Genomic DNA, 25,738 nt, shown 5'->3' with positions numbered 1-25,738 from the left:
GACAATTCGCCGCTGAGCTCGTACTATAGAGTCATAATTTCATATTCTCCTAAAGGGGAGTAGCTTTTACAATAAAGTCGTCAATACGGAGCCCTGGCTCTCGGCTTTATTGACAACACCGTTGTTAGCGAGACCTTTACCGTCCGGTGAAGGTTGATACATGCATCAAGTGGACCTTTACCTTTTCGGTAAAGGTCCTTTTTATATACTCAACCTCGAATGCGAAAGGGTGGAAAACCTTGATTAAGAAAAGTTTACAACAATTGATTCAGGATAATAAAGAAAACATCATGCGCGATAAAAAACAGCTGGGAGTAATTGAAAAGAATTTGGAACAAAAGCACACAGACTCACAAAAGGGGATGCCTGAATGTTACTGAGAAAATATGCTTCCATGCTTGGTGTTGGTTCAGCCAAGATTGATTTAATCTTACCGAAAACAGAATTCTATCCCGGCGAGCTGCTTCACGGGTATTTCGTTTTAAAGGGCGGGATTGTAAAACAAAAAGTACGGAGGATCGACTGTGATCTTATCATGGTAGATAAACAGTCGACAGAAAAGGTCATCGACTCAACAACGATTTACAGATCAGAAGATTTAGCACCAGACGAAACAAACAGGCTTAACTTTGTCTATAGAATTCCTAAGACGCTGCAAACAGGAAAGAACGGAATTCGTTATCTTTTCAAAACAAAGCTGACGTTTGATAAAGGGGTTGAAAGCCTTGACGAGGATTGGATCGTAGTTGTCACCTAGCTAAAAAGAAGAGGACAACCTTGAAGTCAAGGTTGTCCTCTTCTTATTTTTGAAAACTTGTTGTGTTCAATTTTTTCATTATGCTGCTGATTACTTCATTGATTTCAACATCCTCCGTCTGAATATACTCACCAAAATCATATTCTTCATATGCATGCAGGCATTTTTCGGTTTGCTGGAAGCACCAGTTCCCTTCTTCTTCCCCCCTGTCCCTGAGCCTTTTAAATATTGTCTTCCTGCTTGCTTGCAGACAAAAGTGCTGTGTTTCATCATCGATTTCTTTCAAGCCATTAAAGATATATGTAAAGTACGCTGGGACTCTCAGTGTCATAGGGACAATGAGATGCTTACCATATTTATCTTTCAACCTCTTGGCTGTATCCACAGTTAATACTCTCCAAAGTTCATAGTTTTGGAAGTCACCGCTTTTAGACTCATTACGTTTGATATCTTCCGGCAGCATGGACCTTAACATATATCCGACTATTTCCGGATCGAATAACATACTATCATCAATTTTTTCTAATAAACCCTCGGCAACGGTTGTCTTTCCTGCACCAAACGCACCATTCAGCATGATGATCAACTTCATACCCCCTATTAAGAAAAGACTGTCATTTATAAATAGAACCTTAACTTTCCCTTTATACGATGGTACTATCGTGAAATATATTCAGTCTGAGTTTTTCTGACAGCATCCTCAGTACTTGTCCGCCTGCTACACTGTTTCCTTTTTTGTTTATGGAAGGGCCGATGATCCCAATCCCCATTCTCCCTGGAACTGCTCCAACGATACTTCCTGACACTCCGCTCTTTAATGGGAATCCAACATCCACTGCATAGGTTCCCGACTCATTATACATCCCCGAAGTAAGCATGATCGCTTTCACGGTTCGGACATGTCTGGATTGTATCAGCTGAGAACCTGTTGCACTGATTTTACCGTGATTAGCAAGGAAAAAACCAAGCTTTGCCAACGCAAGCGAGTTTACGTCGATTGAGTTCACTCTGTAATAAAGATCCAGCGCTTCTTCGGCTTCTCTATTTGAAAGAACTCCTGTACTTTCCATGAAATAAGCAAGTGACCGATTCCTTGCACCGTTTTTTATTTCTGAGCGGTACACTTCTTCGTTGAGTTTTACTTTTTCATCATCCCCAGTAATCGTTTGCAGAAACGATAGTATCCTCTGAAAGCGCTCCTCAACCGTTGAGCCGTTGACAAGGCTCGCTGTGGCTATGGCTCCTGAATTAATGAATGGATTATACGGCCGGTGACCCTCATAATTTTCAAGATTGGATATTGAATTGAAGAAATCATCGGTCGGTTCCATGTCAACCTTTTGAAAGACGACTTCCTTCCCGAAGTCTTCCAGTGCCATCAATAAGATGATGACCTTGGAAATGCTTTGAAGTGAAAAGTTGCAATCATCCTCTCCGGCTGAATAAACGTCTCCTTCTTTCGTAATGATGGTAACCCCGAGATCGGTTGCATGTGACTGATCCAGCCCTGGGATATGATCGATAACTTCTCCTTGAGCAGTATATGGTCTGCAAGCCTTCACAACTTCTTCCATAAACCCATTCGATAACTTATCCAATGTCACTCCTCCTTCCTTTGCTGTTCTCATTTCATCTATAATGGAGTTCCTGTGAATAGCCCAGGAAGTATCCGGAATTAAAAGATTTCAAGCAATTCTCCGAATGTATCGATCACATAATCATAATGGTCTACATTGCCGAAACCGTACCTGGCGTATACAAAAGGTATGCCTGCATGCATTGCAGCATTCCTGTCTCCTTCCGTATCCCCCACATAAACGGGATGTTTCAAGTGATTGCGCTCAATGATCAGTTTAATATTCTCACCTTTTGAAAGACCTGTCCTTCCCGGATTTTCATAATCGATAAAGTGCTTTCCTAATTTGTGATAGTCATAAAATGCTTCAATATAACCATCCTGGCAATTACTAACGATATAAAGCTTGTATGTCTTAGCAAGCTCTTCCAGGACTTCTTCCACCTCGTCATAGAGGTTGCCCCCTTTGTCACGCAGATGGCCGATTTCTACACCAGAGCAGGTCTTCATGAATCGGTCTCTTTCTTCTTCTTCCAGCTCGGGAAACAACTTCTTCCCTATTTCATGCATCTGCATTCCCATTGTTTCCTTCAAATGCTGTGAAGTCAGTTCATTGTCTACTTTATCATGTTCTTTAATGACTCTATTCCAAGACTCAACCACCGTCTCGCGGGGGTCCCATAACGTTCCGTCCAAATCGAATATGATACTGTCCATTTTTCATCCTCCAATTCACTTCAGCATCTTTTTGAAAGTAGTAATTCGCAGCCCTTCTGTTATTTCCTTTTCAGCGACCTCTTTAAACCCGGCATTTTTATATAAATGAATGGCTGGTCTGTTTTTTGTGCCTGTTGATACAACCATGGCGTCCAATCCCTTGCATTCCTCTTCCAGATGATTCAGCAAGGCTTTTGAAATTCCTTTCCTGAAATGGCTGGGATGGACCATCATTCTGTGAATATCAACAATATTTTCCTCGCATTTGAAAGATGCGGCTCCGCATAACTGATTTTTTTCATAGAAACCAAAGAAGACTTCTCCGCACTTCTTGAGCGAGTTCACGTTATCTTTAAGCGGAGGCAGTTCACCATAACCGATTATGTCTGCTTCTATTTGATAAGATTTATATTGAAGATCCAGTACCTCTTTAGCAAGTGAAGGTATAGTGATATCTATTTTGACGATCACAAGTCTTTCTCTTTCCGCTTTTTTACATATATAATTTCGGGGTCACCTTCGTCAAGGTTATCGATAAACCCGCTTTTTTCATAGCCGAGTGATAGGAATAGATGATGCATGATGCTGTGTGACTTATTTGTGGAAGAAAAGATTTTATTTCCATCAGCCATTTCTTCAAATGCGGTGAAAAGTTCACGGGCGATACCTCTCTTCCGACAATCTGGATGGACAATGACCAATGAGATAAACCAATGTTCAAAAAATTGGTTATTGGATAAAAGAAACCCTGCAGACTTTCCTTCTATTTTGCAAACAAGGCAACAGCGGTCATGAATGGATTTATCTATCAAAGCCGCTCGATGATCGTTTCCAATCACTGCTTGATCAATATGTATTAAATCAAGTAAATCACTTTTTTTAGCCAACTCTATATTCAAAGGAGTCCTCCTTGGTCATTTTGGTATGTAACAGTTCATTTCATAGACCAGTAGACTTTTCATACACTTTAATAAAGTTGCCGCCGAGTCCATAGGCTTCTGATGAATGAAGCCAGTTATATCTTTCATAATAACCATCATGATCTGTGGCCAGATAGAGTTTTTTGTAGCCTTTTCTGCCCGCTTCCTTCAAAGCATATTGAAGGAACTGTGCCCCGAGTCCCCTGCCCCGCCATTCCGGATCGACATATAAACAGGCAATCCAAGGAGATAAGTCCTGCCGGCTATTGATATCGTTTCGAAGGATAGCGAACGTACCTATTATTGTTTCATCTTCCAGCGCAATATAAAACCTTGGAACCTCTTCATCTGTTTCACATGATCGATGCATACAGTCTTTATAAAAAAGGTAGCTCTCTTCACTTCCCCACTGCTTCCAGAAAGCGTCTACAGCTTCTTCAAATAAATCTTTCCGTTTACTCAATTCAAAAATATGCACGCTTGACCCCTCTTTTACCAAATCTTCTATTTTTATAATTATCCGAGAATTTTTTCAATTCATATAGTAAAATTATACAATATTAATTAATAGGGGTGAAGAAAATGTTCTTACATAAAATTGACGAAGAATTGGCATTGAAATTGGTGGACATGAATGATGCAGAAGAAATGTTTCAATTGGTGGACACAGCAAGAGAACACTTGAAGGAGTGGCTTGGCTGGCTGGATTACACCAAAAAAGCAGAGGATACAAAGGAGTTCATTCAAGGCTGCATGAGAAGCTATGCAGAAAATAAGAGCATGAACACTGTGATTTTATATAATGGGAAAATGGTCGGGACCGCTGGCTACAATTCAATTGATTGGTCCAATAGAACAGCCTATATTGGATACTGGCTCCCCCAGGACTATCAAGGAAAAGGAATCATGACCAGAGTTGCAAAAGCATTAACGGATTATGCTTTTGACTATCACAAATTAAATAAAGTCGATATCAGGGCTGCTGCAGAAAATAAGAAAAGCAGAAGCATCCCTGAGAGATTGGGTTTTGCAGAAGAAGGAACCATCAGACAGGCGGAATGGCTGTATGATCACTACGTGGATCACGTCGTGTACGGAATGCTTAAAGATGAATGGAAAGGCTGCAGCTAACTAAAGTAAACAGATGCTGCATATTCCCACTGTAAAAAAGGGCGCTCGTCCATACCAATTGGACAAAGATACATAGAATGTATTAAGTCGGGGTATTACCTTGGGCAAATACATGGAGTTAGGGGGAAATAATATGTGGTTTCCGTATTCTCAGGGCTGTGAAAGAGGCAGAAGAAAGCATAAATTCTGCAATTTCTGGGACAATTTGATGTTCATTCATTGCACTTGCTATGAGGACGATTATGACCATGATGACTGCAGAGACTCCAGAAGAAAAGAAGCCGTGGAACAAAAATGTTTTAAAATCAAAGATGCACATTCCTGCAGCTGTCATAAAAATAGCGATCAACATGAATGGAAGAAATGCGGATGTAAAAAAGATCACCATAAATGTGAATGCAAAAAAGATCACCATCACGACAGCTGTGGATGTATGAAGTCTCGCAAATGTAATTGTCATAAACAACATGAACATCACGGTAAGAAATGCAGCTGCGGCAGATGATCAAAAAACCCATCCGGAAAGGATGGGTTTTTTGATGCTTATTTTTTCGTTAAAGGTATTAATATATCAAAGTGTGGATCCTTTAAGTCCCTTTTATACGGATATCGTTCATGTTTGATCGGCAAATCATCATAGTACTTCGTCCCGGCTTCAGTAAAAGGAGTATATTCGCCGTTCTCTTTCATCCAATGATAGATTGCAGTGTATGTATGACCGATGTCTTTGCCTTTCGGATGATGGACGCAAAAATAAGTCATGGGACTGACGTTGATCTCTTCCATCCCTGCTGGAATCTCTTGCTCAGGACTAACTTCATACACAGAATAATGTAAGAATCCATCGGGGCGCAAGTGATATGACAAACCCAATTGTTCCTGTGGATTTACCGCATGCTCCAACTCAGAAACCCTATTGCTCATTTTTTGGATCATTTCCTTCAAACCAGCCACTTCTGAATAAGCGCCTTCCCATTTTAGTCCGATGGCCCGATACCCAGGCAGATCTGTGACTTTATAATCTAACTTCTCCATATATCCCCCTCCTTATAAAGTGTCAGTATAATAAATTCTACAGCATGAAGCTAATTCCTTTAATCTATGGTTTAATTCTTCTTCATGCATCCAAGCGCGATTGAAAAAGAAAGCCCATAGCAGAGGGCTTTCTTTTTCAATGTTTTTGAGAAAACTCATTTTCATTCAATTTTTCCAATTCCTTTTTTGATTTATGTTTGAAGAAGAAAACAACGAATAATGCAGGTACGGATAATATGACGTATCCCAATAGCAGATTTAAAATCCCCCTCGACCTCCCCTTTTTTATAACCATTGTAACCCTTTCCGCCTTCATTTCAAATAGGAAGTTCTGTGTTCGCAGATACAACCGTGTTTAAGCAGTTTCATCGTAATGATAAACAAGTCGATATTAAAAAAGTACAAGCAGTCTTCCAAATATCCATTGACAAAACCTTTCTAGAGACATACGATAAAGAAAAAGTTGCACAAAGGAAACAATCATAACCTTATAAAAAATATGTGAGGGAGCGGAAAAATAATGTCTGCACACAAATACAAATTATGCCAGCTCCAAGAAGGCATGTCCGTACAGATCATATCTATGGATTTGACCGGGGTCATGAGAAGGCGCCTGCTGGATTTAGGCTTTGTCCCCGGTAATGTTGTGACGGTTGTAAACAAGAGCCCTTTAGGTGATCCGATTGCATTCAGGGTCAGTGGCACAGTAATAGCTTTGCGAAAAGAAGAGAGCTCGAATATATATGGGGAGATGGTATAAATGAACGGGAAAAAATACCGGATTGCATTAGCAGGAAATCCAAACACCGGGAAGTCCACATTATTCAATCAACTCACAGGACTTAGACAACATACAGGAAATTGGCCTGGGAAAACCGTGGCTCAATCAAAGGGATACTTTGAACATAAAAATGAAGAGTTCGAAATCATTGATTTGCCTGGTACGTATTCACTCATTGCCAACTCTATGGATGAAGAAATAGCCAGAAACTATATAGCCTTTGAGCAGCCTGATGTGACAGTCGTCGTTCTGGATGCCACTTCTTTAGAGAGAAACTTGAATATTGCCCTTCAGGTGCTGGAAATAACAGATAAAGCAGTAATATGTCTGAACCTCATTGATGAAGCTGCCAAAAAAGGGATTGAAATCAGCGAAGCGAAGCTGCAAAAAAAGCTGGGCGTGCCTGTTGTGAAAATCTCTGCACGGAACAAAGTCGGAATAAGCAGCTTATTAGATGCTGTTCTTAGTGTTGTTAAAGGCTTATTGCCTCTATCACCATTCAAAATGAAGTATGGGGATGAAATTGAAGAAAGAATAGAAGAACTTCTTCCGGACATTCAATCAATATATGGTTCTCATCTGCCGGCCAGGTGGATTGCATTGCGCTTACTGGAAGGTGATGAGCGGATCATCGATGAATTGAATGCCAAACTGTTAAATGAAAAAAAAGGGGGTCACAGTTATGAGTTCGCTTCCGGGGAATACTGATCGAAGTCAATTCTTAAGAAAAAAAGCAATTGAACTTTCCACTGCTTCACTGCGGGATGACATTGTCACCAGTGCATTCTCTCATTCAAAAACACTCTGTAATGAAACTGTTTCTATAAAAGATCAGAACAAGTTATTACAAACTGAAAAACTTGATAAAATATTCACATCTAAAATATGGGGATTCCCGATCATGCTTTCCATGCTTGCTGTCGTCATTTACTTAACGATAGCGGGTGCAAACATCCCTTCTTCCATGCTGGCGTCTTTTTTTGGCTGGCTTGAAGGGTATCTGACACTTGGGTTTAACGCCATCCATGCACCGGATTGGCTGCATGGTATCTTGGTGCTCGGCCTTTACAGGGGAACTTCCTGGGTAATCAGCGTCATGCTTCCGCCAATGGCAATCTTCTTCCCTATGTTTGCTATCTTAGAGAATTACGGCTACTTGCCGAGGGTAGCGTTCAACATGGATCGGTTATTTAAGAGATCCGGGGCTCATGGTAAACAATCCCTGACAATGGCGATGGGATTCGGATGTAATGCTGCCGCGATCATGTCAACTAGAATCATAGAATCTCCCCGTGAAAGGATGCTTGCGATTCTGACCAATAATTTTGTCCCATGCAACGGCAGGTGGCCGACGCTTATACTGCTCGCATCGATCTTCATGGCTGCAGGATTTACGGGGGCAGCCGGTACGCTGGTAACGGCTGCAGTCGTTGTAGGCATGGTTGTTTTCGGCATCATAGTCACCCTGGCTGTTTCCTGGACCCTGTCGAAGACGGCCTTGAAAGGAGTTCCTACTCATTATACGCTTGAACTCCCTCCTTACCGGAGACCGGACTTCATTAATACAATCGTCAGGGCAACATTGGATAAATCAGTTTTCGTTCTAAAAAGGGCGATTGTGATCGCTGCCCCTGCAGGTGTCTTGACGTGGGTACTTGCAAATATCATAATTGGTGATACAAGTATATTGATGCACATTGTCAACTTTTTAGATCCGTTTGCACAACAGCTGGGGCTGGATGGTTTCATTTTGATGGCTTTCATACTTGGATTACCTGCAAATGAAATCGTCCTTCCCATTTTATTGATGGGTTACCTATCAACGGGGGCCATGATCGAAGTAGAAGACCTGGATTCATTAAAGCAAATCTTTATCGATCAAGGATGGACTTGGATCACTGCATTAAATATGATGCTATTTTCACTTCTTCATTTTCCTTGCGGTACGACACTTATCAACATATTCAAGGAAACAAAAAGTAAGAAATGGACTTTCCTTGCTTTTGCCATCCCTACTGGTTTGGCGATTGCCATTACCTTTACCATTGCCCAGCTGGCAAAAGTGTTCGGGTGGGGCTGACTTAAACGGGGACATTTCACTGCCTTTCCCCTTCTGCTTTGAAAGGAAGTGAAAAAATGATATCCGCGATTGTATTATTCATCATTGCAGGTCTCGCAGAAATTGGCGGAGGTTACCTGGTCTGGCTGTGGCTTAGAGAGAGTGCATCACCATGGTATGGTGTATTTGGCAGTTTGATTCTGGTGCTATACGGTGTCATACCCACCCTCCAGAACTTCCCTACTTTCGGAAGAGTATATGCAGCCTACGGCGGGGTGTTCATCGTCCTTGCAATTCTATGGGGATGGTGGGTTGATAAAAACACACCTGATATGTATGATTTCATAGGTGCAGCGATTTGCCTGATCGGAGTATCCATCATTTTATGGGCTCCACGATAAAGAAAAGCTGAAGTTTAGTAAACTTCAGCTTTTCTTTATTTTTTGTTATTCGTCCAGCATAACGTTACGATCGTAATCAAAGTGAACGCGGTCATTGCCAGGAATGGTATTGTGATAAATCCCAGCCAATTGATATATTCCGAATTGCATGGAACTCCGCTTGCACATGGCTTGATTCCGCCAAATCCGGGTATTTTCTGCTCCATATAATGAAATACTGAAATGATTCCTCCAGTGATGGACATCGGGAGTACTATCTGTTTTAATGCTGCGTCATTTTTAAAAGTCGCTACCCCGAGTATCAACGTCAACGGATACATAAAAATCCGCTGATACCAGCATAGTTCACACGGTATGAAACCCTTCACTTCACTGAAATAAAGACTCCCCAACGTTGCAATGATGGACACAAGCCAGGCAGCATACATGAACAGCTGGGTTTTATCAGTTTTATTCCTGTCCATTTACTCCTGACCTTCTTCGATAAGTGATTTAATTCGTTCATAGTCATATGGATCCTCCAGTTTTGTACCATTGATTATGATCGTCGGGGTTTGTTCAATGTTAAATTCCTGTACCAGATTGGTATCAATATTTAGCTCTTCTTCATTTGCTTCATTTTCAATATCCTTTTTCAATTGTCCAATATCCATATTTGTTGTTTTTTCTGCAACCTCGGTCAGCTTGTCCACCGTTACCCATGCTGCGTCGTGATTATCGCCCTCAGGCTGTTCTTTATACAATTCCTTCTGGAAATCCCAATAAGATTCAGGATCGTTTTTGTATACTGATTCTGCAGCCAGTGCTGCAAGTATCGATTCTTCACCATGGAATAGTACATTCACATAAGTTAAATTTGCCTTACCGGTATCAATGAAATCGCTTTTCACCTTTGGATAAATTTGATCGCCCCATGCTTTGCAGGCAGGGCATTTGAAATCCCCGAACTCCACAATCGATACCGGGGCATCTCCTTCACCAAGTGTCGGCTGCCCTTCAGTCGGCGGATGAGATTCAAGAGCTTCATCCTTTGGCTGCGCTTTATTGTTCAACATAACTATAGCTGCCAACAGAACGGCAACCAATAAAGTTATGATGACCAAGTATTTCATTGGCGATGCTTTTTTGTTACTCATTATGTTTTCCCCCATTTGAATTTCAATTTAATTTACACTATCATAACATGTTTTAGTGATGGATCAGGCTGAAAAATGCACAGAAATTCGACAAAACGGCCCCTTTTCATCATGTATTTAGGGAAAACTCACAACAAGGCCCGTCCCCACATTTTCTGGGAGACGGGCCTTGATCTTGCTATTCAATATTCAATTTCATCGTAATCTTTCGGCTGGGGCTGCGCGGCCTGTTGGATATCCTCGTTATTGGAGATATTTTCAATTGTCTGCATATCGCCTTTTTCTTTTAAGGGCAGGTCTTTATTTTGCTTTTCTTCTTTCATGAGGGTGCATCTCCTTTCCACTATGCTAGGAATAATATGTGCAGGGAATCATTAAAACATCCACTTTTATTTGTTTTATATGGTGATTCTTAAATTACTCCGGTCATAATCACACTCTATCGTCCATTCAAGTATGAAACCGCATGAATTGGTAACCCTTTAAATAGGATAAAATTCCCTGGAGGTGAGCCCATGATAAATAAAAGCTGCACATGTGAACGATGCAAATGTCAGACAAAAAAAGAATGTGACTGCCCATGCTGTTGTGAGAAATAAAAAATTCCCGGTCTACACGGGAATTTTTTATTTCATACTTTCACTTTCATACCTATTATTTCTTCAAAGTATTTAAGTGATTTCATTTCTGAGTCAAGCCACTCATTGGTTTTCCACGTATGATCAATGAATACCTCCGCAATCATTCTCCTTCGGCCATCACCATATAGAGCTGCATCCCCAAGGGCCACAACGCTTTCAAAAATCTTGACCATCAATTCAGCTATCCGCTTACTATGATAGGTTTGGGTTTCATCATCGGAACCAGCTACTTTGGCCGCCAACGACTCCAATATAGTCAACCCGTTGAGGACCTTTTCGATTGACGCACTGTACTTCTTGGGAAGTCGATCAAGCTCCTGTTTCATTTGGTTTATAAATAGTTCATGTACACGGTTTTTCTTCATCAAGCGAAGGACTTCAAGGCCGAGTATATTTGCCGTCCCTTCCCAGACGGTAAGTACTTGGGCATCCCTCAACAAACGCGGAAGAACGAAATCTTCAATATATCCATTTCCTCCATGCATTTCAATCGCTTCATGTGAAAAGTGAATTGCCTGCTCGGCAGTTTCTTTTTTCAAAATAGCAATGTACAGCCTTGTAAGGGCAGCCTCATCCTCTGTAGTTGGTATTTCTTCACTTGAGACCCGGTCATACATTTCAATCAGTCTGAAAACTGCACTTGTTTCAACTTCCTGTTTAGCGGCAAGGTTTACAAGTGTCTCCCTGATCATTGGATATTGGGAAAGCTTCTCTCCGAACGCTTCGCGGTGAAATGCATAATTTCTCGCTTCCATATATGCTCTTCTCATGATCCCGATTGATGCAACCGCGTTGCAGACTCTTGATAGATTTAAAGCTTCCATCATATAATAAATTCCTTTGTTTGGTTCTCCCACAAGGAATGCCTTTGCCCCGTCGAATTCAATTTCTGCAGAAGGAACTGCACGAACCCCTAATTTATCTTTCAGTCGGCGGACATGGATACCATTTAAAGTCCCGTCTGTATTTCTCCATGGAACGGCGAACAAACTGAGTCCTTTGGTGCCTTTTCCGGCACCATCTACCCTTGCAAGAACCATCGCGACTCCGCACATGCCTGAATTGGAGGCAAAATACTTTTCTCCAAACAGTTCAAAATCAGATCCATTTTTAACAGCACGAACGACATTAGCTCCTACATCAGATCCCCCCTGCCTCTCTGTCAGGAAGGTCGCACCTTCATAAAGCTCCACTTCCCCGGTTGAAAGTACATGCTTCATGAATATCCCTTTCACATCTTCAGAGGCGTATTTATCAAGAAGAAGTGCCGTGGCCATCGTTAATGTGACGGGACAATAAAACCCCGGTTCTGATTGAGATAGAAGATATCCCTGTGCAAATGAATAGAGAAAATTCCCTTTTCTCCCGAGAGCAGGGATCTCTTTGTGGATATACGCCACAATCCCTTTATTGTACGTATCCCGGACCGTTTTTCTATACCCTTCATTTACCCAGACCTCAGATACTTCTTCACCAAAGCGATTATATTTAATCAGCTTTGGCTGTCCTTCCCGGTCCGTATGAACGGCACGTTCATCAATTTCATTTGCACACATTTCCCCGAAATCAGACAGCTCTTTTTCTGCCCATTGAAGGAAGTCTCCTTTAAGGGAGCGGCGGATCAATTGCTGAAAATGGGGATCTTCAAGATAAAAATTTTCAATTTTCTTCATGGTTTCACCTCACTTAATTCTTCACACAGTATCATGGGGAATCCTTCTTTCAGGAAGACTTTGCAGACAGGAATGCGGATTGATCTTCATGCTATATTTTACCCTACTATTTTTTAGAATTTTTAGATAGTTATATTTTAACACTCATGATGATTGAAAGTTGAATTTCTTTGAAAAACTTTTATTTTCATTTTCATATCTTAAACACTTGATACCTGAACGCACGGGACAACATTCGGCTTCCATATAATGTGAAAAACTGTGGGGTGCGTCTTTATGAAAAAGAAAATCCTGCTTTTTGCAGATGTTGGGGTCGATGACATAGTTGCGCTTATTTATGGATACTTAAGTGATGATATCGAACTTGTCGGAGTGGTCGCAGATTATGGCAACGTGCCCAGAACACGCGCCATCCAGACAGCGAATTACTTGATGACGTATGTACCGGAAGATAAAAAATTCCCGATAATAGGAGGAGCGGAAATACCGATGACTGCGCAGGAACCGACTTATTATCCTGAAATCCATGGGGAGTACGGACTCGGTCCGATCATTCCTGACAAATTGGTGGACACGACTGAGAATTTTTTTGAAATCGTGAACATCATCCAGCAATATGATGGAGAGCTCACGATAGTAAACGTCGGCAGATTGACCTCACTTGCTACAATGTATATTCTGTATCCGGGCCTTATGGATACAGTGAAAGATGTCTATGTAATGGGCGGGGCTTTCTGGGTGCCAGGGAATGTAACAGCTGTCTCTGAAGCAAACTTTTATTCGGACCCGGTAGCTGCAAGACTTGTCATGAACTATGGCAATAATTTAACGATCATCCCCCTTAACGTGACCGACTATTCAATTGTGACACCGGAAATGGTGGATTATATCGACTCCAAAGGCCGGACAGAACTTTTAAAACCTTTGCTCGACTACTACTACGCTTTCTACAAGAAACGGAATCCGGACATTCAGGGTAGTCCCGTACACGATGCCATCACCTTGATGGCCCCTTTATTCGAAGACATGTTCACCTTCAAAGAACTTCCTGTATTCATCGTGACGACTGAGGGGCGTGTAAATCAAGGACAAAGTATCACAGACATAAGACCTTATATAAAATTCGGGGAAGATGCCAAAAAGCATCGAATCGCATTTGGATTTGATTATAAAAAATTTTACAGCAGGTTTATGTCCGTAATGACTGGTGAAGTGTTTGAATGATTCATGCACCCAACACACCTTCTCCATATGGGTTTCTACTCTCCGATTTCCGGGAATGTTATATATTAACTGATTGGAAGGAGGACGTTTCGATGAACATTAAAATACCGAAGGATCGGGGAATGGACAGGACGCTTTCCATTTTTAAGGATGGTTATGAGTTTATTCAAAAACGAGTACAGAATCATCATCTGGATGTATTTGAAACCCGCGTACTAGGAAAAAAAACGGCCCTTTTAAGCGGGGAGGAAGGTGCAAGGCTCTTTTATGACCGGGAACGAATGAAACGGAGCGGGGCCATGCCTTCCCATATCCTTAAAAGTCTGTTCGGAGAAGGGGGTGTTCAAGGTTTGGACGGTGCAGTTCATGAGCACCGAAAACTGCTGTTCATGAACTTAATGACTCCTTCAAGGCTGCACGATTTACATACCATTACCACCAAGCTGTGGAAACACACAGCCGATAATTGGGTAAGCAAACGAAAGATTGTTCTCTTTGATGAAACACTCTTACTCCTTACAAGAGCAGGGTGTGAATGGGCGGGAATCCCTCTTTCAGACAAGGAGGCACCTAAACGTGCAAAAGAACTGAATTTATTAATCGAGGGTGCTTCAAAAGTGGGACCAAAGTATTTATCAAGTGTTTCTGCACGTAAACGCCTTGAAGAATGGATGATGAAGATGATTGAAAACGTGCGTGCAGGGAATCAGATGGCAGCTGAAGGAAGGGCTCTACACGAAATTGCCACTCATCAGGACATCAACGGGCATCCACTTCAGGCAAAAACGGCTGCAGTAGAACTTTTGAACATCATTCGCCCTTTAGTCGCCGTTGCCAGGTACATTGTTTTTGGAGCGTGTGCAATGCAGGAACACCCTGAGTCCAAGATAAAGATCTGCGAAAATGAAGGATATCTTGAAAATTTCATTCAAGAAGTCCGCCGTTTCTACCCTTTCTTTCCATTTTTGGCTGCAAGAGCGAAAAATGACTTTACCTGGCAGGGATATTCATTCAAGGAAGGGCAGCTGGTCATGCTTGATCTTTACGGAACGAATCATGACCCCAGGCTTTGGGAAAGTCCGGATAGATTTATGCCTGACCGTTTCATTAACTATGTAGGCAGTCAATATGACCTCATTCCACAAGGAGGCGGGGACCATTATAAAAACCATCGCTGTCCGGGAGAATGGCCCACGATAGAAGTAATGAATGCAAGCTTTAAATTCCTGGCAAGTGGTATTTCGTATTCATTTCCTAAACAAGATATATCATACAGCCTACGGGAAATACCCTCCCTCCCTAAAAGTGGATTTGTGATGAAAAACATCCGAATTAACAAATCTCCTGTAAAGTAAACAGAGCAGTCTCTGATGGCCCGGTCGAAACAGACCTTTCAGAGACTGCCCAATACTATTTTATCTATTGCGAGAGCAGTCTTCCCTCAAAATCCCAAATAGATTTATATCCTCATATTTTCCGGATATGAGCCGGTCTTGTTTTAAGATACCCTCTTTAAATAACCCTGCTTTCTTCAATACAGCAATGGAACCTTTATTCCTTAAAAGGACTGACGCCCAGACCTTATTTAATTCAAGGTCCTCAAATCCAAACGAGATCATCCTCTTCACGGCTTCAGTCGCAAATCCCCTACCCCAATAGGGCCTGCCTATCCAATAACCAAGCTCTCCCTTGAAATGTTCTTTATTCACCCGGAGAGTAATCGTTCCGATTAAGTCGTTTGACTTTTTCTCTACGATTGCAAGTGGATATTCGGTCCCAAGCAGAATCAACTCCGGCTGAATTTCAATCCAGTCAATAGCATGTTCTTGCAAATATGGTTGAGGAAGCCCGATGATGCCTGCAACCTCTTTATTGTTGGCAAGATTTTGTATTGCTGCTGCGTCCGCTTTAGAAAAGGGCCGCAGTACGAGTCTTTGTGAATGAAGGGTCTGTATCATCGCTATCCCCCTTTAAACATGTATTTTATAATGAAATCATAGGTTTTCAAAAAATAATCGAATGACGTCCGCTCCTCCGATAAAGGTCCCCAATGAACTGCCGAGGTTAGCTAGTACTACAATCAATAATACACGGGTCACTTTATTTGACCAGAATCCCTTTATACTCAAGACATCTTCCGACAACCGGTCAAAATCCGCCACATTCGGGCGTTTGAAGTAAGCCTGTACCGCCCCTGCAAACCAGCCTGCTGCAAGCAAAGGGTTCAGCGAGGTGATCGGAGCCGCGACAAAAGCGGTCAATATCGCCAGTGGATGACCGAAAGCTATTGCCACCCCAAGTGCAGAAAAACCTCCATTCCATAAAATCCAGCTTATCGATTGCTGTAAACCTGCATCGGGATTGGAGATGAAGGTGTAAGCAATCAGTGCAAGTATAAAAATTGGAATCCCCCAGCCTATGATTTTGGGAAGCTTGGATTTTGGCGGCCGTTCATTAAGTTGTTCAAGATCATGCTCTTTCTTGATTTCCTCTTTAATTCCCGGGACATGTGCTGCCCCTAAAACCGCCACTATTTTCTCGCCCGGCGCATCTTTTATCTTTTGAGACAGGTATTGATCTCGTTCATCAATTAAAGGTTCCTTTAATCGGGGAAATGTTTCTGTAAATTCGTTCAGCATCCCTTCCAGCATATCTTTCGATTTAAGCTTTTCAAGCTCTTCCTCTGAAATACTGTCATTGCTGAATATGCTGTAAATGATCTGCATTAGTAATTTTGATTTTCCGGTAAACCCGACATTGCTCCATATCCGGGAAAACGTCACTTGGATATTCCTATCTGCAAGAACAAGCTCCGCACCGGTCTCCTTGGCTGATTGGATTCCCTGGATCATTTCCTGCCCGGCTTGAATTCCCAGCTGCTTAGCCATCCTTTTTTGAAAAGAAGATATCGCAAGGTTCATTAATAAAAATGTCGCTTTCCGGTCCTTAATCACTTTGAAAATATCTGTTTCTTTCCACTTATCGCCTTCCATGATCGATTGATATCTTTGTTCATCCAATTCAACACACACAGAATCGGGCTGTTCCCGTTCAATGACTTCCTTTACTTGTTCAGCACTTTTTTTTGAAACGTGCGCTGTACCGATCAATATGTATTCTTTACCGTCTATGTTCAATCTTGTAATATTCTTTTCTTCAACTTCCATAGCCATCGGGTCCCTTCCTTTACAGGATAATAATCATTATTTTACCATTTTACTATGTATTTGCCTGTAAACGTTAGAAATATTTTATGTGCAGCTGTTGATCTCCATGAAAGGCTTTGCCCATCACGAACCTGTCCCCCTTTTCAACAGCTGCGATCCTTATTAAATCATCAATATCTCTCTGATATCACGTTCACTCAGCAGATTTCCTTTTTTCTCTGCAGGATCAATGACTTCTTCTATAAGATCCCGCTTCATGTCCTGCAATTCATTCATCTTCTCTTCAATTGTCCCCCTTGCAACCAGTTTGATTACTTGGACCACATTCTCCTGCCCCATACGGTGAGCACGGTCTGCGGCCTGCTCTTCTACTGCGGGGTTCCACCAAGTATCGTAAAGGATTACAGTGTCGGCACTATGAAGGTTAAGTCCGGTACCTCCTGCTTTTAAGGAGACAAGGAATATATCCCTTTCCCCGATATTGTAACGATTACATAAGTTCAGGCGTTCTTCAGAAGGAGTTTCACCATCAAGATAAAAAAATGGTGTGCTTCTTTCCGCGAGTTTCCTGCCAATCAATTGAAGCATTTTGGTGAATTGAGAAAAAATCAGCACCCTTCTGCCTGATTCCATGGACTCATCCAATAATTCCATAAGCATCTCCATTTTAGCAGAACTTCCTTCATATCCATCGACAAATAATGCAGGATGGCAGCATATCTGTCTCAATCGTGTGATTCCAGCAAGAATTTTAATCTTATTTTTTCTAAAAGTATCTTTATCCAGATGTTTGAGTGTGTCATGACGGAGTTTTGCCAAGTATGCAGCATATAGTTTCTTCTGCTCGGGAAGTAATTCGACTGTTTCTCTTGTTTCTAGTTTATCTGGAAGCTCCTCCAGAACTTCTTCTTTCATTCTACGAAGCATGAAAGGCTGGACCCTGCGTGCAATCGTTTTATTAGTGAGCTGGCTGTAATCCTTCAAACCCAGGAACAGTTGCGGAAACACTACATGGAAGATCGACCATAGATCTTCAATTGAATTCTCGACCGGAGTCCCGGTAAGGGCGAATCGATGAACGGCCTGGACTTTCTTGACAGCCCGGGCTGTTTGAGTCAGAGGGTTTTTAAAAGCTTGTGCTTCATCATAAAACACAACTGAAAATTTCTGTTCTTCAAACCATCGGATATCCCTCCGCAGAATTGAATAGGAGGTAATGACGACATCCACCTCTTGAATGGTTGACTGTAATTTCTTTCTGTTGTTTTTGCTTCCGTCTAAAACCAATGTATTTGTTTCGGGAGAAAATTTCATCATCTCACTCAGCCAATTATATGTGAGCGATGAAGGACAAACAATCAGTGCGGGTACTTCATCCTTTCTGGATTCTTCTAAAATTGATTGAATGAATGCAATGCTCTGGATCGTCTTCCCGAGCCCCATATCGTCAGCAAGGATGCCCCCAAACCCAAAATGAGCAAGGGTTTTCATCCATGTGTATCCTTTCTTCTGGTAATCTCTGAGTACATCATTCAGGGTTTCAGGTACATCAAACTCCAAGCTTCCAGGTTTATGCAGAGTATCAAGGAACTCACGGAATGATTTCTCCATCTTGAACCCTTCACTTCCATCTACAGTATCAATCAACTCAATGCACTGAGCCATTGGAATTTCCAGTCCATCTGACAAAGAAGCAGGATGTATTTCTGCTCTTTCCAGGAAACGACGGATTTCCTGAGTTTCTTTTGTGTCCAAGGACATTAATCTGCCGTCACGCAGACGAAAATATTTCCTTTTTTCTTCCAGGGAGGATAGCAAGTCACGTATATCAGTTTCGGGTATACCATCCATTTGGAAATTGAATTCAAGCCAGTTAGTCCGCTCTTTACTTACCCTAATCCTGATTTGCGGCTTCATGTTCCCCCGGAAAATCCTATTCCTGACAGCCGTGGTGGCATACACACTCGTGAGTCTTTGTAGCTTTGGCAGTTGATAGTACAGAAAATCAAATTCCAGTTCTTCATTTTGAATAAGATAGCCGCCATCCGTCTGTGCAAATGAACTTTCCTCCATGATAGCCAAAATCCTCTTTTCCTTCTCGGTGTCCCGGATGACCAGTGAACCGGTTGCAAGGTCTTTTTCTTCTAAAGGATTAATAATGATATGATCATATTGAAATTCAAGACCGGCAAGCAGTTTATTATGCACCCTGTCCAGATAGAGTTTTGCTGTCAGGGGAGTTTTAAAGTACTGTTCAGTCAGAGATTTGGATATCCTTACTTGACCAAGGTTTTTCAGATGCGGTGCCACTTTTTCCAAGAAAAAACCGATTTTGTCTTTCGGGATGTTTATTTCCTTTTGGCCTGACGCATTCAACATTGTTTGCAATTCAGTAAGCCTTCTAAAGTCAGTATCATTCAGGGGGTAGAGTATCCCATCATACAGTACCGAATTGTACGGGGATAATAAGATCATACCTTTAAGCCCGGTGATACTTAATGTGTACCGATCTTCCTGCCATACATCAAAGACAAAAATCAAAGGCAGCGGTGAGGTGGATTTTTGAAACCTGAAAAACTCCTTTTCCCGATGTTCGATGGTCACTGTCACTTTTTCCAAAACTGTAAGAATTTCTTCGAATGAAGAGGGAGGAAGGATCAATATCTCTTTGACAATCTCAACCTCACCCTTGAGTTTGTCTCTATATATTCGCTCATCATCCAGAGTTTTAATTAATTCGCTTACAACTGCATCTGCTTCTCTTGGCAAACAGTGATTATGAGGTGAATAAGTGAAGTTGTTGTTTATTTTAAACGAGATGCCTTCTTTCAAAGCTTTTAAGAATCCCCTGATGTCATCGACAGGATGTTGGTTCATTACAATTTTCGCACCCAACAAACTCTGCCCTTCCACCATTGAAACAGGCAGAAGAATGAAATCCATATTTGTTGCCTCTCTTGTTTCAAAGTGAAGCATTTCAGCTCTTGAACGACTTTCTTTCTGACCGTTAAAAAGAGACAAAAAGTCATCAGTTAATTCCTTCCCGGATGAAGCCTGGGAGTCGTGAATTGCTATCAATACAGCTGCGGTATGCTGACATGAAAGATTATAGGATGCAAGTTTCGGGCAGCTGCAATCAGTTGCCAATTCACCCACAGCGTCTTTGAATATGGTTACTTCGAACGTTTCGGCACCTTTTACTATAGCTTTGCAAAGATTTGATTCATGTTTTAAGATGGTAACCTTATTGGTACGGACGTAAGCTTCTCCACTTTTATAAGACACAGTCCCGCACATATCCTGAATGATTTTGGGATTAAGCTTGAAATTCATAGTAATCTCCTTCTAAATGCTGAATTACGGGTATTGGATAGGTTGATTGTAACATATTTGAGGAATTAAGCAGTTTGGGGAACAGAGAATAGTAAACGATAGAGCCAGCCTCCATGGTGAACAGAGAATGGCCCTTTCAGGATTATGTATGGTTCTAAGGAGGATCCTTGTAAGGGTGATGATTAAAGATTATTTTTCTTCACCAGTATAAATTTGGAAGGAAACTCCGAATTTGTCAATCACGGACCCATATAGCGGGCTGAAAAATGTCATCTGGAGCGGCATTGTTACTTCGCCTTCATGCTTTAACCCCTCAAATATTTTTTGTGAAATTTCAGCATTACTCGTAGTAATACACAAAGTCACTTGGCTTCCCATTGAATGAGGCTGCCCCGGGAACGTATCGCTCAACATGATCTCCGATTCCCCGATCTTGATTGTCGCGTGCATGATACGGGCTTTTGCCTCTGCTGGAAGTGGATGTTCAGGATCTTCAGGGCTCTCACCGAAGGTCTGGGAGTAAAGAATTTCAGCATCCAAAGCTTCTTTATAAAAATTGATTGCTTCGCCGGCGTCTCCGTCCATCACCAAGTATGGAAAAACTTGTACATTCATTTTAACATCTCCTAATTTAAAATATTTTCATTCCTGTACTCCATTAAAGTACTGTGCTCATTCGTGACATCACCCATTACATGATAATCATAGCAGACAGAACAAATGTTCGCAATAAGATTATGCAATTATTTTACAATATTCTATATTGTTACAATGTTCTATCAATAGTCCCTTCTTAATAGGTATAACTAAGTCAATCTATACCTGGGGGTCTGGTTCATGTTTGGATCTGTGGAAGTGATTCCATTAAATATTAAAGTCAGCAATGAAGATGTACTTAGTGCTTCTCATACTTCCAGCCGTCTGAAGGCAGGAAAAGTAATTAAAATCAGCTTTTTGTTAAATAAGCATTCCTCTGCCATCACATATGATATTGATGGAGGATCCAAGACATATGTAAATGTAGAGGACTGTGCGTCCCTTACATCCATTGAAAGGCAGTGCCTGTTTTATGATACGATGTTTGATTTAGAAGATGATGTCCAGATAGAAATCGCAGGTTTGAAGCGGAATGCAGAAGTTGTTTCCATCGAAATCAATTGGAATGGGGGTCAGTATATTGTCAGTTACGGAGCAAGGGACCGGACAGAAACAGTTTATTACGGTATCCCTGAAAAAAAATTGAAGAAGTGGAATACAGTTAATTCATAAGCTGTCAGCTGTAATATTAACCTATCTGCCTGGTAAAGAAGTGCTGACTAAAGACGAAATGATCATTTTGTGTTACCATATTTTAAAAAGCCGGCAGGAGGAATGCTTTTGTGTCAGTAAATATGGAGAATACAAAAATGAATGATATCGCCCAATCCATCCTTAAACTTAAAGATGAAATGGTAGGTCAGAGAGCGATTGATAATAAGGATAACTACTCAAATGCAATCAGCAGGGAAATGACAGAATGGCGTCATAACCTTATCAATATATATGCAAAATCAATCACTGAGTCTCTTGATGAATCCTATGAGCATTTAAATAAATGGGGAGAACAGGCAGTGAATCTTTTAATAGATTTAGATCTTCCTTTGGATATTGCAATAGAAGAAATCAGGAATTACAGAGATAGAATCGGGAAAATCATCAGTGAAGAAGCTGAAAAGCAGCAACTTTCGTATATTGAGTTCTATAATGTGCTTTCCCGGTTTAATTCTGTTGTTGACCGTGCAGTTCACTGGCTCAGTATTTCTTATAGTAAGAAATACTATTCAAGAATCTATGCAGCCGAATCGGTTGCGTTGGAACTGTCGGTACCTGTAATCAAGGTCACCGATACAATCGGGATTCTGCCTTTGGTCGGTGACATTGATACAAAACGGGCTCACGAATTAATGGACAAGGCTCTCATAAAAGGGTCCGAACTTGGACTTGATCATATCATCATGGATTTATCAGGAGTTCCGATCATTGATACAATGGTTGCAGACCGGATTTTCAAAGTAATCGATGCCCTGGGTCTTTCCGGCATCAATGCCATTTTGACAGGCATTCGCCCCGAAATTGCCCAAACCATGATCAATCTCGGAATCAACATTTCAACTATACCAATTTATTCAAGCCTTCACATCGCAATGAAGGAACTGCAGGAATAGGGACTTAATAAAAGAGGGAGAACCAGCAGATTGGTTCTCCCTCTTTTATTAATCATAATACTTTACGATCTCAAACATGACTGCAAGCATTGTGAGTGGCAGCCCTCCCTCTTTTGCGTCGATAAATACTTTTCTGGGCGGAAACTTTCGTTGGAAAGTGATTAAAGCACACTCTCTGTTATCATCATGAAACCTTATCACCCCGTCTTTGAGGTCACTTGAAACTGTGACTAACTTACCTTTAAATGGGAAAGACAAGTCAATGCGCCTTCTTCTTTTTGAATAATTATTTATTTTAAATCTTTCCTTGACCCCATCTTTTCTGACTTCAGCTTCCCAGCTGCTCTGTAGGAATTCCTCACCGCTTTTTATGTTTTTGACGGTTATTACAAGCCTTTCATCATGATTCTTGCCAATCAGTTTAATATGATGCCGAGGTGAAAAAAAGGCAAATATCTGCTGTAGCCTGGTGCTGAAGATCCGTTGTACGGATCCTGCATAATTCGTTTTGACATCAATGATTTCAGCAGGTTTTATCGAATTCCTGAAACGATTTTCATAGAAAATGGCCTTATCCGCAATCTTCCCGTCTCCCCCTGTTTTTAAGTCTTTCTCTGCCCTTGTCACCCAATATCCTATTGCTACAAATAAAATAAATACAATAATGACCATGAGGTAAAACCATGATGGTACAAATCCTGATGAGTACATTGATGATTCCTCCCTCTCTTTATATCAAGGCCGCCCTCTCTACAGCGTTAAAAATTGAAAATAATTGGATGATTTTAAAAGCCAGAGTGAACTATTAAAGTGGTACTTTTAAAATCATACCAATTAAAATAAATCTCGTATAAAATAATCATATACTATTCCACCATGTCTATGTATGTAAGGAGTGAGAAACGTGAACTTAATCTATGAAGTTTTGCATGAGGATAAGGTCGATTGCCTGCGGGAGAGCTGCAATGAACTGATGAAATTCCAGCAATCAGCAGCTTCAATAAGACCTGAGCTATTCGATGATATGAGTTTTGAGACGCGACTGATTCCATCTATTGAAAAAGCCATACATAATTTCATCGTAGTCGTTAAAGATGCAGACCGGATTGTAGGATATGTTTATTCCAATATCTCACCGAAGGAAACCTACTCCAACGAATTTGCCACTTTCTTTGATATGGCAACTGTCAGAAAACCTAATGTAGGATGCCTATCGCAGTTTTATATTAAAGAAGAATATAGAAAATATGGCATCGGCTCGAAGCTATTTGGTATGTCAATGGATTGGCTGAATCAATTCAATGAAGTTGATGACGTTTTCATCTTTGTTTCTAACGGAAATGTGGATGCACTTGAGTTTTATAAAAGAAAAGGATTTACAGTCAGCCACGAAATCCTCGGAGGATTCATTACAGTGCTGAGAAATTAATCTATCTTAAACAACATTTACTTTCCCAATCTGGACTTGATAAATGAAAGTGGAGCCTTATTTACAAGACTCCACTTCTCAAGTTAAAAATGTGGAAGATTATTTAGATTATTTTCTTCAATTCCATCCGGTTCACTACGGATGATATCCCTTCCGTACCGGTGAAAGACATCTAAATGGGCAAGCTTCCCTGTCTTTGCTTCCTCCAGAGCAGTCAGGTAATCAAGTTCCCGTCCGCTTTCTGTTTTAAAAGCGATAATATCATCGTCCCCATTTTTACGTATGGCTACGATCTTTTCAGCACCTGGCTGACCAGGTTGTGCTGATTCTTGTTGAAGATGATTTGCGCCTTCCTGCTTGTACTGTTCATAAATTTGTTCAAAATTTTCTTTTTCCAACAATAGCACCTCCCGAACATACGTTTAGTATGGGCGGGAGGTGCTGCTTTTATGAATGAATAAAAAAATGCACAATAGCTTTATAGGGTTTACATAATAAAGTTATGATAATTTAGGATTTCGGAGACTACTTACATGGTTCAAGCACCAGATACTCCCTTAATGTCTGCTGTAATGTTCCTTTGGTCAGTGCATCCTTCTCAAAACTGACTCCTGAATGAATCATCTTTCTTACTAGATCAACCCGCAAACCGGTCATGACGGCTTCGCAGCCCATCATATTGATGCCTCCTAATAACCTTTGAAGATGGACAATAATGTCAATTTCCATCTCTGCTACCCCCGACATGTCTATGATTAAGGTTTGAATTTTCAATGAAGCGATATTCATTAATATTTTCTCTTCGATAGTCTGAATTCTGTAGGAATCGATTGTTCCAATCAGGGGAAGTACAGCAATCATAGAACTGATCGGAATGATCGGAACCGATAAATGCTCAACAAGCTTTCTTTGTGATAAGAGCTGCTGATCCTTAAAATCAGAATAACTGATAAAAAAGTTGTTCAAGAAACGATCAACATTATCATTGATCCTTTTTTCCAATTCGTAAAATTCTTCCCGGTCTGTTTGGGTTTCATGCATTTTGTCATATTCATAAAGAAAGTGCCATAATGTACGTCTTATTGCCTGCACCCATTCAAGCTTAAATGCAAGGGTAAGTGAATGTTCCGCCCAGGCTACGCCTTCGATTTTGGCGAATTCCTCCAATTCCTTCTCATGACTCTCTGCGATATATACGACCAATTTTTCTGCATTTTTAAGAAGGTCGATATTTCCTTTCTTTAATATATCATCGATCTTGCTCCCTACATTCACTGCTTCGGAAAGCAGTTTATCCTGAAAATTTTTCCGATTTGCCACTATAAATGCTGAAATTTCCTTCTTGTTATCGAAAGTGGTACCCATAGAAAAACTCCCCTTTGAATTATAGTTATATATTTTTCATTCGACAAAATAAACTGAAAACCCTTCCAACGATTCACAAATAATACTAAGCCATAAAATTTGCTCATTTGTTTGATGAATGATGAAAAGTCTCGCCAATATCTTACGGGTGTGTTAATTCACACAAAAAAAGGAAGAGCAAGCAAAATC

Annotated in this window: 31 protein-coding genes; 13 read left to right on the top strand and 18 right to left on the bottom strand. The window is 41.0% G+C overall.

Annotation, left to right across the window (positions count from 1 at the left end; genetic code table 11):
• The first annotated feature begins 239 nt into the window (after positions 1-239).
• Both AS034_RS22740 and AS034_RS11635 read left to right on the top strand, forming a co-directional pair.
• On the top strand, positions 240-380 hold the full coding sequence (locus AS034_RS22740; protein WP_141687706.1) for an FbpB family small basic protein: 141 nt from the start codon (positions 240-242) through the stop codon (positions 378-380).
• The gene (locus tag AS034_RS11635; RefSeq protein WP_058298563.1) at positions 371-757 is read left to right on the top strand and encodes a sporulation protein; all 387 of its coding nucleotides are present in this window, start codon (positions 371-373) and stop codon (positions 755-757) included. The genes AS034_RS22740 and AS034_RS11635 overlap by 10 nt, the downstream gene beginning before the upstream one ends.
• Positions 758-800: 43 nt before the next feature.
• On the opposite strand, the gene AS034_RS11630 is transcribed toward AS034_RS11635, so the two are convergent.
• The 6 genes from AS034_RS11630 to AS034_RS11605 all read right to left on the bottom strand — a co-directional run bounded on the left by AS034_RS11630 (position 801) and on the right by AS034_RS11605 (position 4,448).
• The gene (locus AS034_RS11630; protein ID WP_232353688.1) at positions 801-1,334 is read right to left on the bottom strand and encodes an AAA family ATPase; all 534 of its coding nucleotides are present in this window, start codon (positions 1,332-1,334) and stop codon (positions 801-803) included.
• A 67-nt stretch (positions 1,335-1,401) separates the two neighbouring features.
• Positions 1,402-2,355: a glutaminase A gene (gene glsA / locus AS034_RS11625; protein WP_058298561.1), complete on the bottom strand. Its 954-nt coding sequence runs from the start codon at positions 2,353-2,355 to the stop codon at positions 1,402-1,404.
• A 77-nt stretch (positions 2,356-2,432) separates the two neighbouring features.
• The gene (locus AS034_RS11620; protein WP_058298560.1) at positions 2,433-3,050 is read right to left on the bottom strand and encodes an HAD family hydrolase; all 618 of its coding nucleotides are present in this window, start codon (positions 3,048-3,050) and stop codon (positions 2,433-2,435) included.
• Positions 3,051-3,065: 15 nt separating this feature from the next.
• Entirely contained in the window at positions 3,066-3,521 is a 456-nt protein-coding gene (locus tag AS034_RS11615; protein WP_058298559.1) for a GNAT family N-acetyltransferase, read from the bottom strand.
• Complete coding sequence (locus AS034_RS11610; RefSeq protein ID WP_058298558.1) at positions 3,518-3,949, bottom strand: GNAT family N-acetyltransferase; 432 nt, start codon at positions 3,947-3,949, stop codon at positions 3,518-3,520. The genes AS034_RS11615 and AS034_RS11610 overlap by 4 nt, the downstream gene beginning before the upstream one ends.
• A gap of 40 nt (positions 3,950-3,989) precedes the next feature.
• Positions 3,990-4,448 carry a GNAT family N-acetyltransferase gene (locus tag AS034_RS11605; protein WP_032088573.1) on the bottom strand — a complete coding sequence of 153 codons (459 nt, stop codon included), beginning with the start codon at positions 4,446-4,448 and terminating at the stop codon, positions 3,990-3,992.
• 104 nt (positions 4,449-4,552) lie between these two features.
• Between AS034_RS11605 and AS034_RS11600 the strand changes: the two genes are divergently transcribed.
• Positions 4,553-5,101 (top strand): GNAT family N-acetyltransferase, encoded by a 549-nt coding sequence (locus tag AS034_RS11600; RefSeq protein ID WP_058298557.1) that lies wholly within the window; start codon positions 4,553-4,555, stop codon positions 5,099-5,101.
• A gap of 242 nt (positions 5,102-5,343) precedes the next feature.
• Positions 5,344-5,538, top strand: a complete 195-nt coding sequence (locus AS034_RS11595; protein WP_032088595.1) for a hypothetical protein — start codon at positions 5,344-5,346, stop codon at positions 5,536-5,538.
• Between the two features lie 106 nt (positions 5,539-5,644).
• Here the strand turns inward: AS034_RS11595 and AS034_RS11590 are convergent, their stop codons facing one another.
• Positions 5,645-6,136: a GyrI-like domain-containing protein gene (locus AS034_RS11590; protein WP_058298556.1), complete on the bottom strand. Its 492-nt coding sequence runs from the start codon at positions 6,134-6,136 to the stop codon at positions 5,645-5,647.
• A 517-nt stretch (positions 6,137-6,653) separates the two neighbouring features.
• On the opposite strand from AS034_RS11590, the gene AS034_RS11585 reads away from it, so the two are divergent.
• From AS034_RS11585 to AS034_RS11570, 4 genes are read left to right on the top strand one after another with little or no spacing between them, the layout of a single operon-like run.
• The gene (locus tag AS034_RS11585; protein ID WP_419184984.1) at positions 6,654-6,896 is read left to right on the top strand and encodes a FeoA family protein; all 243 of its coding nucleotides are present in this window, start codon (positions 6,654-6,656) and stop codon (positions 6,894-6,896) included.
• Positions 6,897-7,625 (top strand): FeoB small GTPase domain-containing protein, encoded by a 729-nt coding sequence (locus tag AS034_RS11580; RefSeq protein ID WP_058298554.1) that lies wholly within the window; start codon positions 6,897-6,899, stop codon positions 7,623-7,625.
• Positions 7,600-8,997: a nucleoside recognition domain-containing protein gene (locus AS034_RS11575; RefSeq protein ID WP_058298553.1), complete on the top strand. Its 1,398-nt coding sequence runs from the start codon at positions 7,600-7,602 to the stop codon at positions 8,995-8,997. The genes AS034_RS11580 and AS034_RS11575 overlap by 26 nt, the downstream gene beginning before the upstream one ends.
• A 56-nt stretch (positions 8,998-9,053) precedes the next feature.
• Positions 9,054-9,377, top strand: a complete 324-nt coding sequence (locus AS034_RS11570; protein WP_058298552.1) for a YnfA family protein — start codon at positions 9,054-9,056, stop codon at positions 9,375-9,377.
• Positions 9,378-9,412: 35 nt separating this feature from the next.
• Here the strand turns inward: AS034_RS11570 and AS034_RS11565 are convergent, their stop codons facing one another.
• The 4 genes from AS034_RS11565 to AS034_RS11555 form a co-directional block, all read right to left on the bottom strand.
• On the bottom strand, positions 9,413-9,841 hold the full coding sequence (locus AS034_RS11565) for a disulfide oxidoreductase (RefSeq protein WP_032088600.1): 429 nt from the start codon (positions 9,839-9,841) through the stop codon (positions 9,413-9,415).
• Positions 9,842-10,513, bottom strand: a complete 672-nt coding sequence (locus AS034_RS11560) for a DsbA family protein (protein WP_058298551.1) — start codon at positions 10,511-10,513, stop codon at positions 9,842-9,844.
• Between the two features lie 182 nt (positions 10,514-10,695).
• Positions 10,696-10,836 (bottom strand): hypothetical protein, encoded by a 141-nt coding sequence (locus AS034_RS22735; protein ID WP_156416141.1) that lies wholly within the window; start codon positions 10,834-10,836, stop codon positions 10,696-10,698.
• Positions 10,837-11,144: 308 nt separating this feature from the next.
• The gene (locus AS034_RS11555) at positions 11,145-12,827 is read right to left on the bottom strand and encodes an acyl-CoA dehydrogenase family protein (protein WP_058298550.1); all 1,683 of its coding nucleotides are present in this window, start codon (positions 12,825-12,827) and stop codon (positions 11,145-11,147) included.
• A 276-nt stretch (positions 12,828-13,103) separates the two neighbouring features.
• Here AS034_RS11555 and AS034_RS11550 point away from each other — a divergent pair, with 276 nt between their 5' ends.
• On the top strand, positions 13,104-14,051 hold the full coding sequence (locus AS034_RS11550) for a nucleoside hydrolase (RefSeq protein WP_032088603.1): 948 nt from the start codon (positions 13,104-13,106) through the stop codon (positions 14,049-14,051).
• A gap of 92 nt (positions 14,052-14,143) precedes the next feature.
• Complete coding sequence (locus AS034_RS11545) at positions 14,144-15,406, top strand: cytochrome P450 (protein ID WP_058298549.1); 1,263 nt, start codon at positions 14,144-14,146, stop codon at positions 15,404-15,406.
• A gap of 60 nt (positions 15,407-15,466) precedes the next feature.
• Here AS034_RS11545 and AS034_RS11540 read toward each other — a convergent pair whose 3' ends face one another.
• The 4 genes from AS034_RS11540 to AS034_RS11525 form a co-directional block, all read right to left on the bottom strand.
• Positions 15,467-16,009, bottom strand: coding sequence for a GNAT family N-acetyltransferase (locus AS034_RS11540; protein WP_058298548.1), 543 nt, complete (start codon positions 16,007-16,009; stop codon positions 15,467-15,469).
• A 36-nt stretch (positions 16,010-16,045) separates the two neighbouring features.
• Positions 16,046-17,218 (bottom strand): TraB/GumN family protein, encoded by a 1,173-nt coding sequence (locus AS034_RS11535; RefSeq protein ID WP_058298746.1) that lies wholly within the window; start codon positions 17,216-17,218, stop codon positions 16,046-16,048.
• A gap of 162 nt (positions 17,219-17,380) precedes the next feature.
• Positions 17,381-20,551 (bottom strand): DEAD/DEAH box helicase, encoded by a 3,171-nt coding sequence (locus tag AS034_RS11530; protein WP_058298547.1) that lies wholly within the window; start codon positions 20,549-20,551, stop codon positions 17,381-17,383.
• 189 nt (positions 20,552-20,740) lie between these two features.
• A complete protein-coding gene (locus AS034_RS11525; protein ID WP_058298546.1) occupies positions 20,741-21,166 on the bottom strand; it encodes a VOC family protein in 426 nt (141 codons plus the stop codon).
• 222 nt (positions 21,167-21,388) lie between these two features.
• Here AS034_RS11525 and AS034_RS11520 point away from each other — a divergent pair, with 222 nt between their 5' ends.
• Together AS034_RS11520 and AS034_RS11515 are read left to right on the top strand one after the other, a co-directional pair.
• On the top strand, positions 21,389-21,820 hold the full coding sequence (locus AS034_RS11520) for a hypothetical protein (RefSeq protein ID WP_058298545.1): 432 nt from the start codon (positions 21,389-21,391) through the stop codon (positions 21,818-21,820).
• 110 nt (positions 21,821-21,930) lie between these two features.
• Positions 21,931-22,755, top strand: coding sequence for an STAS domain-containing protein (locus tag AS034_RS11515; protein WP_058298544.1), 825 nt, complete (start codon positions 21,931-21,933; stop codon positions 22,753-22,755).
• Positions 22,756-22,803: 48 nt separating this feature from the next.
• Here the strand turns inward: AS034_RS11515 and AS034_RS11510 are convergent, their stop codons facing one another.
• On the bottom strand, positions 22,804-23,466 hold the full coding sequence (locus AS034_RS11510; protein WP_058298543.1) for a tubby C-terminal domain-like protein: 663 nt from the start codon (positions 23,464-23,466) through the stop codon (positions 22,804-22,806).
• A 193-nt stretch (positions 23,467-23,659) separates the two neighbouring features.
• Here AS034_RS11510 and AS034_RS11505 point away from each other — a divergent pair, with 193 nt between their 5' ends.
• Positions 23,660-24,184 (top strand): GNAT family N-acetyltransferase, encoded by a 525-nt coding sequence (locus AS034_RS11505; protein WP_058298542.1) that lies wholly within the window; start codon positions 23,660-23,662, stop codon positions 24,182-24,184.
• An 83-nt stretch (positions 24,185-24,267) separates the two neighbouring features.
• Here the strand turns inward: AS034_RS11505 and AS034_RS11500 are convergent, their stop codons facing one another.
• Entirely contained in the window at positions 24,268-24,582 is a 315-nt protein-coding gene (locus AS034_RS11500; protein ID WP_058298541.1) for a DUF3892 domain-containing protein, read from the bottom strand.
• Between the two features lie 127 nt (positions 24,583-24,709).
• Positions 24,710-25,549 (bottom strand): STAS domain-containing protein, encoded by an 840-nt coding sequence (locus AS034_RS11495; protein WP_058298540.1) that lies wholly within the window; start codon positions 25,547-25,549, stop codon positions 24,710-24,712.
• Between the last annotated feature and the right edge of the window lie 189 nt (positions 25,550-25,738).

The sequence above is a fragment of the [Bacillus] enclensis genome (genome assembly GCF_001456935.1).
GTDB lineage: Bacteria > Bacillota > Bacilli > Bacillales > Bacillaceae_B > Rossellomorea > Rossellomorea enclensis.
The sequence above is the reverse complement of the archived record's forward strand: the minus strand, read 5'-3'. Positions and strand labels throughout refer to the sequence as shown.

Coding starts and splice junctions, on each gene's coding strand:
- AS034_RS11635 (WP_058298563.1), top strand. CDS start 371: ATGTTACTGAGAAAATATGCTTCCATGCTTGGTGTTGGTTCAGCCAAG.
- AS034_RS11630 (WP_232353688.1), bottom strand. CDS start 1,334: ATGCTGAATGGTGCGTTTGGTGCAGGAAAGACAACCGTTGCCGAGGGT.
- AS034_RS11620 (WP_058298560.1), bottom strand. CDS start 3,050: ATGGACAGTATCATATTCGATTTGGACGGAACGTTATGGGACCCCCGC.
- AS034_RS11600 (WP_058298557.1), top strand. CDS start 4,553: ATGTTCTTACATAAAATTGACGAAGAATTGGCATTGAAATTGGTGGAC.
- AS034_RS11595 (WP_032088595.1), top strand. CDS start 5,344: ATGACCATGATGACTGCAGAGACTCCAGAAGAAAAGAAGCCGTGGAAC.
- AS034_RS11590 (WP_058298556.1), bottom strand. CDS start 6,136: ATGGAGAAGTTAGATTATAAAGTCACAGATCTGCCTGGGTATCGGGCC.
- AS034_RS11580 (WP_058298554.1), top strand. CDS start 6,897: ATGAACGGGAAAAAATACCGGATTGCATTAGCAGGAAATCCAAACACC.
- AS034_RS11575 (WP_058298553.1), top strand. CDS start 7,600: ATGAGTTCGCTTCCGGGGAATACTGATCGAAGTCAATTCTTAAGAAAA.
- AS034_RS11570 (WP_058298552.1), top strand. CDS start 9,054: ATGATATCCGCGATTGTATTATTCATCATTGCAGGTCTCGCAGAAATT.
- AS034_RS11565 (WP_032088600.1), bottom strand. CDS start 9,841: ATGGACAGGAATAAAACTGATAAAACCCAGCTGTTCATGTATGCTGCC.
- AS034_RS11560 (WP_058298551.1), bottom strand. CDS start 10,513: ATGAGTAACAAAAAAGCATCGCCAATGAAATACTTGGTCATCATAACT.
- AS034_RS22735 (WP_156416141.1), bottom strand. CDS start 10,836: ATGAAAGAAGAAAAGCAAAATAAAGACCTGCCCTTAAAAGAAAAAGGC.
- AS034_RS11555 (WP_058298550.1), bottom strand. CDS start 12,827: ATGAAGAAAATTGAAAATTTTTATCTTGAAGATCCCCATTTTCAGCAA.
- AS034_RS11550 (WP_032088603.1), top strand. CDS start 13,104: ATGAAAAAGAAAATCCTGCTTTTTGCAGATGTTGGGGTCGATGACATA.
- AS034_RS11545 (WP_058298549.1), top strand. CDS start 14,144: ATGAACATTAAAATACCGAAGGATCGGGGAATGGACAGGACGCTTTCC.
- AS034_RS11540 (WP_058298548.1), bottom strand. CDS start 16,009: ATGATACAGACCCTTCATTCACAAAGACTCGTACTGCGGCCCTTTTCT.
- AS034_RS11535 (WP_058298746.1), bottom strand. CDS start 17,218: ATGGAAGTTGAAGAAAAGAATATTACAAGATTGAACATAGACGGTAAA.
- AS034_RS11530 (WP_058298547.1), bottom strand. CDS start 20,551: ATGAATTTCAAGCTTAATCCCAAAATCATTCAGGATATGTGCGGGACT.
- AS034_RS11525 (WP_058298546.1), bottom strand. CDS start 21,166: ATGAATGTACAAGTTTTTCCATACTTGGTGATGGACGGAGACGCCGGC.
- AS034_RS11520 (WP_058298545.1), top strand. CDS start 21,389: ATGTTTGGATCTGTGGAAGTGATTCCATTAAATATTAAAGTCAGCAAT.
- AS034_RS11510 (WP_058298543.1), bottom strand. CDS start 23,466: ATGTACTCATCAGGATTTGTACCATCATGGTTTTACCTCATGGTCATT.
- AS034_RS11495 (WP_058298540.1), bottom strand. CDS start 25,549: ATGGGTACCACTTTCGATAACAAGAAGGAAATTTCAGCATTTATAGTG.